This is a genomic window from Peribacillus sp. P4_B1 (assembly GCF_056402395.1).
Genome location: NZ_JBFUHM010000115.1, coordinates 1 through 4,152, shown reverse-complemented (window position 1 = coordinate 4,152; position 4,152 = coordinate 1). Strand labels below are relative to the sequence as shown.

Genomic DNA, 4,152 nt, shown 5'->3' with positions numbered 1-4,152 from the left:
CGGGAGCAGCGGGACAGGTGAGACCCCACAGGCGTTTACGCCGAGGAGGCTCACCGCCCGCACCAAGGAAAGCGAGCATCTGGAGGGGAAATCAACCACAACTCACTACTTGGTAAATAGCAACAAAGTATGTGAAAACAGCCAAGAAATAAAAGAACTCGTTAAGGAATTCTTCCAACGGGTTCTTTGTTTGTGTATTTCCTTGAATTTATTAATGATGCTTAAAAAATCTCAAAACCCTTCACATCCAATAAATATTATAATCTAATTGATTAAGGGCAGGCTTACTAATTAAATAGAACAGCTTCTTTAATTTTCCTCCTCTTTTTACTTGCTTACCTTTTATTCAAAATTCTTTATTCCTCAATTTAAAAAGTATATTTCAACCTCTTAGCGAGAAATTGCGGTGTAAAACATATCCCTATGTAACCACTTTACAATTGGTTTCGGTGCATTACTTTATGGTTTCAGCAAGGCCGGAAGTCTTGGATGGTCAGGTATACTAAGTGCGTTTGCTGTAGGCATCTTAGCTCTTGCACCCTTTTCATGGAAGTATAATAAGCTTAAATAAAAAGAGATTGAACAATCTGATAAACTTTATTTAAATGAGTGGAGAAATTATTCTCAAAAACTTTCACTCTTTTCAACTAACGGATGCATTAGTTGCATAAGATATGAGTTCTCCAAAGATCTTATGCTTAGAAACTACGGAGTTTTATTTTCCAAAAATGAATCTTCGTGCGATATTTCCGTTTTTTCGTCTAGACCACGATTAGTGCTGTTCAAACTAGCCATCAATCACCCGTTCGCAAAAGTACACATTTGCGAACGGTTTTTAAGAAGGTATGAATAGAAAAAGGGTTTAGAATTAAACATTATTAAGCCATTAATTCTCGGTTATTAACGTTTTTCCATTTACTACGGGCGTTTTTTTACAAATCTTTTTAAAAGTGATAATGATATTCGTTTTCAATTGTGTTATTATAATTTTGGAAATTATATTTTTTATTACTTATTGGAGGAAACAACATGTTTATTGATGTTTTAAGACAAAACCAGAAAGTCTCAATACTTTTGGCAGTGTTACGTGTATATCTTGGATATACATGGTTAATGGCTGGATGGGAGAAAATAGCAGGCGGGCAGTTTGATGCTTCCGGTTTCTTGAATGGAGCATTAGCACAAGCAACTGGAGAGCATCCGGCGGTCCAGGGATGGTGGGTTGTCTTTCTAGAAAACCTAGCCATTCCTCATGTAGAACTATTTAACACATTTGTACCTTGGGGAGAATTACTAGTCGGAATAGGTTTATTGATAGGTTGCTTTACTAAAACAGCCGTATTCTTTGGCCTTGTTATGAATTTTTCTTATTTGTTTAGTGGTTCGACAAGTACCAACACACAACTAATTTTATTATCTATGTTCATTCTTGTTTCTGCTTTAAATGCAGGAAGATTCGGAGTGGATGGTCTGTTGATGGCATCTCTTAAAGACAAACTATTTGCTAACAAAACGAAAGTGCTGAATGATGCAGCTTAGTATTTAGAACACTCGAAAGATCGCTGGATAGGCGGTCTTTTTTGTCACTGTTCTTAGATTTATGGCCATAAGACGCTAATACAGCTTTAAGTTAGGACCAATACAAGTCTTTATCTACGTTCATGTTTCTAGTGATGATATCCAAATATATCCCTTTTTCAGATAGCTATATTTAATGTAATAATTTGTTATTGACGTAACAGATAAAAAGAATTTATAATCTTAAAGAATCAATAAATGATAATGATTTTCATTTTCGTTTTAGACATTTAATGGCTAATTTATTTCTTTGGGGAAGAGGGAAAATAATGAAAGGTAGAACCGGTCTATACATAATTATTTTGGTAGTTGCAATGATGGCATTCCCGTTTCGTAGTTTTGCAGCAAGTGCAGAAAATGACTTACAAGGTGCAAACAAAAACATTATTGAAGCAATGCATTCTGTACAAAACGGGAAAATGGAAGAGGCTAAAAAACAATACGAATCATTTTCATCTACATGGATGTCGATTGAAAGTGGAGTAAAAGACGAGTCTCAAGATGCCTACCGTGAAATAGAAGACGGGATGGGGCAAGTACAGTTTGCTTTAGCCCAACAGCCTGTGAAAAAAAGGAGTCTGGAAAATTCCCTCAACAAATTAAAGCAAACCAATGAAAAGTTCATTGCAGGAAAATTCCCTCATACTGTCGCAAAAACTGAAGATACGGGGAAAAATCAGGGGAATGTAGCCGATTTGATTGTGCTATTAAATCAGTCACTTTCTAAATTGGATCATAATGATGTGAAAGGTGCAAAAGCTGATATTGAGCAGTTTCGTACCTCATGGCTGGATATAGAAAGCGTAGTATTAACACAGTCTTCTAAAATCTATACAAACGCTGAGAGGGACATGGTAACTTCGTATGCAATGCTTACTTCAAAGACCCCCGACGTAAAGGGAGCTAAAAAAACAATTGAAGGAATGCGTGATTATCTTTCTCCGCTTGCATCTAAAACAAGTTACAACATGTTAGATGCTACAACTATCCTTTTGCGTGAAGGTTTAGAAGGTTTACTAGTTGTAGTAGCACTTTTAGGTTTTTTGAAAAAGGCTGGTCATGCAGATAAGAGTAGATGGATTTGGATCGGCGTTGGATCAGGTTTAGGAGTAAGCATTATCTTAGGCGTAATCGTAAACATGTTGTTTTCTGCCGGTGCATTTGGGAGTAATAACTTCTTAATTGCTGGCTGGACCGGAGTCTTTGCTTCAATGATGCTTCTGTACATGAGTTATTGGCTTCACAGTAAATCAAGTACGGCGGAATGGCAACGATATATTCAGACTCAAAGTACAAAGGCCATTGATAAAGGGAGTCTATGGTCGTTAGCTATTCTTTCTTTCCTTGCTGTTTTCCGGGAAGGAACAGAAACCGTGTTATTCTTTATCGGGATGGCTGCATCCATTAAAGTATCAACACTTTTAACAGGTATAGCTATTGGATTAGTACTATTGATTGTACTTTCTTACTTAATATTAAAAGTAGGATTGAAGATCCCAATGCGCCCATTTTTCCTAGTATCCAGTATTCTAATGTTTTACCTATGCTTCAAATTTGCAGGTATGGGCATTCACGGGCTACAACTTGCTGGATTATTACCAGCTACACAAGCTCCAATCCCTACTATAGATTTCTTTGCGATTTATTCAACATGGGAGGGTGTAATTCCACAAATCATTCTACTTATAGTGGCAATTGTCGCAATGATATTGAATAAAAAAAAGGATAAAAAAACAAAATTACAGCAGACAAATCAGGAGGAATCAAAACATGCGATCTAAAAAACTTATTGTACCAATCATCTTAGCAACGTCCTTAACATTAGCAGCGTGCGGAACAAAAGAAGAAACAAAGAAAGAAGCTCCAAAAACGGAAGAAACATCGAATTCAAAAGCAGTTTCAATTGCTGACGGTGCACAAGACATGAAACAAGTACTTGCTGATATGAAAACACAACTTACAGCAAAAGATGCTGCGAAAGTAAAAGATAGTGGAGAGGAATTAGAGGAGAAATGGCAAGTATTTGAGGACTCAGTAAAAGAGAAAAGTCCTGATTTATATGAAAAGGTAGAAACGCCACTTCATACAATTGAAGCAGGAGCAAAGGTTGAACCACTTGATGCAAAAACGCTAGACAAAGCAGCAACAGAGTTAGACGGTGTGTTAACAGAAGTACAAAATTTAAAATAAAATAATGAAAAAGAGTGCTTTATCTATGACTATTGCACATAACCCTGTCAAGTAGACAGTAAAAAAAGAGTATTTCAAGCTGCGGCCTTTTCTCGATATTCAATCGGGGAAAGGCCGTTAAATTTTTCCTGAAAGCGATCCGTACTGTAAAAGTCTATATACTCCTGAATAGCTACATAAGCTTCCTCTGCTGTTTTTGGACATACCAAATATAACTTCTCTGTTTTTAAATGCGAGAAGAAACTTTCTATACAAGCGTTATCATGACAATTGCCACGACGAGAGTGGCTTCCTTGAAGACCGAGTTCTTTTACCTGTCTTTCGTATGATTTCGTCGTATATTGGAATCCTTGATCGGAGTGAAGAAGGGCCCCCTTTTCGAAT

Annotated in this window: 4 protein-coding genes and 1 pseudogene; 4 read left to right on the top strand and 1 reads right to left on the bottom strand. The window is 36.7% G+C overall.

Annotated features, from left to right (window positions below; translation table 11 throughout):
• The 4 genes and pseudogenes from AC1DVK_RS26540 to AC1DVK_RS26525 all read left to right on the top strand — a co-directional run.
• Positions 1-268, top strand: a pseudogene (locus AC1DVK_RS26540) (hypothetical protein); the annotation flags it as partial.
• A 761-nt stretch (positions 269-1,029) separates the two neighbouring features.
• Complete coding sequence (locus tag AC1DVK_RS26535) at positions 1,030-1,539, top strand: DoxX family protein (protein WP_410864251.1); 510 nt, start codon at positions 1,030-1,032, stop codon at positions 1,537-1,539.
• Positions 1,540-1,811: 272 nt separating this feature from the next.
• Positions 1,812-3,359, top strand: coding sequence for an FTR1 family iron permease (locus tag AC1DVK_RS26530; RefSeq protein ID WP_477627785.1), 1,548 nt, complete (start codon positions 1,812-1,814; stop codon positions 3,357-3,359).
• Positions 3,349-3,768: a hypothetical protein gene (locus AC1DVK_RS26525; RefSeq protein ID WP_061463050.1), complete on the top strand. Its 420-nt coding sequence runs from the start codon at positions 3,349-3,351 to the stop codon at positions 3,766-3,768. Before AC1DVK_RS26530 ends, AC1DVK_RS26525 begins: the two co-directional genes overlap by 11 nt.
• Positions 3,769-3,842: 74 nt before the next feature.
• Here the strand turns inward: AC1DVK_RS26525 and AC1DVK_RS26520 are convergent.
• On the bottom strand, positions 3,843-4,152 hold a 310-nt coding region (locus tag AC1DVK_RS26520), incomplete at its 5' end, for a transposase (protein ID WP_477627784.1).

Excerpts from the sequence above, each read along its gene's own strand:
- AC1DVK_RS26525 (WP_061463050.1), top strand. The coding sequence starts at position 3,349 with ATGCGATCTAAAAAACTTATTGTACCAATCATCTTAGCAACGTCCTTA.
- AC1DVK_RS26535 (WP_410864251.1), top strand. The coding sequence starts at position 1,030 with ATGTTTATTGATGTTTTAAGACAAAACCAGAAAGTCTCAATACTTTTG.
- AC1DVK_RS26530 (WP_477627785.1), top strand. The coding sequence starts at position 1,812 with ATGGCTAATTTATTTCTTTGGGGAAGAGGGAAAATAATGAAAGGTAGA.